Source organism: Streptomyces sp. NPDC059456, from assembly GCF_042750055.1.
Classification (GTDB): Bacteria; Actinomycetota; Actinomycetes; order Streptomycetales; family Streptomycetaceae; genus Streptomyces.
On record NZ_JBHYVA010001025.1, the window covers coordinates 1 to 1,965 of the forward strand.

At 77.1% G+C, this 1,965-nt stretch carries 1 protein-coding gene; it reads left to right on the plus strand.

Annotated elements, in window-relative coordinates; all coding sequences use genetic code 11:
* On the plus strand, positions 1-1,877 hold a 1,877-nt coding region (locus ACFXA3_RS41765), incomplete at its 5' end, for a transglutaminaseTgpA domain-containing protein (protein WP_385196613.1).
* Positions 1,878-1,965 lie beyond the last annotated feature (88 nt).

Here is a 1,965-nt window from a genome sequence, read left to right on the forward strand (position 1 = left end):
CCCAGTGGGGCCGGGTCTTCGGCGCGGCCCCCGGCGGGCGGGCGGCGTCGGCCTCCGGGTACGGGGGCGTCGCGGCCCCGGCGCAGGCGGTGGCCCCCGTCCGCACCGGGCGGCGGATCGGCGCGGTCGCGCTGGGCATCGCCCTGGTGGTGCCGGCGGTGCTGCCCTCCCTCGGCGGCGGGCTGCTCGGCGCACGCGGTGACGCCGAGGGCGGCGGCACCGGCATCGGCGGGACGATCTCGGCGGTCAACCCGCTGGTGTCCCTCCAGAGCAGCCTGAACACGCCGGACAACCGGGTCGTGCTGAAGTACCGCACCGACAGCCCGCAGCTCGGCGAGCAGTACCTGCGGATCCTGGCGCTCGACGAGTTCAACGGCGTCAAGTGGGAGGCCTCCGGGCGGGCCCTGACCGACGTACCGGAGCGGCTGCCGGTCCCGCCGGGGCTGAGCGATCAGGTCCGGGCCACCGGAACCGAGGTGCGCACGAGCATCTCGGCGGCCGACACGTACGCGCAGCGCTACCTGCCGATGCCCTACCCGGCGACGTCCGTGGACATCCCGGGCAAGTGGCGGTTCGAGCCGGCCGGCCGGACCCTGGTCGGGGACCAGCTGGGCAAGGACCGGTTCCAGAACGTCCAGGGCGCCATGTACACGGTCCGCAGTCTGCTGCTGCGGCCGACGGCCGTGGAGCTGCAGGCGGCTCCGCAGCCGGATCCGGCGATCAAGGCCGAGTACACGAAGCTTCCGGACAACCTGCCGCCGGTGGTCGCCGATACGGCCCGCCAGGTCACGAAGGGCGCGAAGGACGACTACACGCGGGCGGTGGAGCTCCAGGACTACTTCGCCGAGAACGGCGGGTTCCGCTACGACACGAAGGTCGCCTCGGGTACGGGGCCGCAGGCCATCGCCCGGTTCCTCGCGGACAAGGAGGGGTTCTGCATCCACTTCGCGTTCTCGATGGCGGCGATGTCGCGCACGCTCGGCATCCCGGCCCGGGTCGCGGTGGGCTTCACCCCCGGCGAGAAGCAGGCGGACGGCAGCGTGAACGTGTCGATGCGCGACGCGCACGCCTGGCCCGAGCTGTACTTCGAGGGCGCGGGCTGGACCCGGTTCGAGCCGACGCCGCGCCAGGGCATCACGGTTCCGGACTACTCGCGGCCCGAGACGCCGCTGCCCCAGCCGTCCGCGCCGACGGCGCAGCCCTCGCAGGGTGCGGCGCAGCCGTCGGCGGCGCCCTCGCAGACCGACGCCTGCCCGCCGGAGGAGAAGAAGCTGGGCGAGTGCGGGGCCGCGGCGCCGCACCAGAACGCGGGTTCCGCCGGCGGCGGCCCGTCGCTGACCGCGGTCCTGGGCTGGACCCTGCCGGTCCTGGCCCTGCTCGCCCTGCCGCTGCTGCCGCTGCTGTGGCGCAGGCGGCTCCGGGGCCGCCGGCTGGCGGCGGGTGACGTGATGGCCGGGTGGCAGGAACTGGGTGACGCGGCCTGGGACGTGGGCATCGCCCCCGACGAGGCGTTGTCGCCGCGCCGGGCGGCGGGCCGCGTGGTGGTGCTGGGGCGGCTCGAACCCGAAGCGGCCGATGCGGTGCACCGGGTCGCGGGAGCGGTGGAGCGGGCGCTGTACGCCCCGCCCGGCGCGCAGGTCCCGTACGAGGGCCTCGCGGCGGACGTCCTGCTGGTGCACGCCGCGCTGCTCGGCTCCGTGAGCCGCCGCTCCCGGCTGCGCGCGCTGTTCCTGCCCCGCTCGGCGGTGCGCCTGCGCTGGGCGGCGGCGGCCCGCTGGTCGGCCCTGACGGCCCGCGCCGCGGCCCCGCTGGCCAAGGCGGGCGCCGCCCTGGCCCGCAGCCGGGCCCGCCTCCCGCTGCCGCGCGGTCGCGGCTGACCCCGGCTTCCCGGGGCGCCCCAGCGGTACGGAAACGCCGGGGGGGGGGGGGGCGGGGCGCACCCCCGCCCGCCCGCCCCCGCGGGCC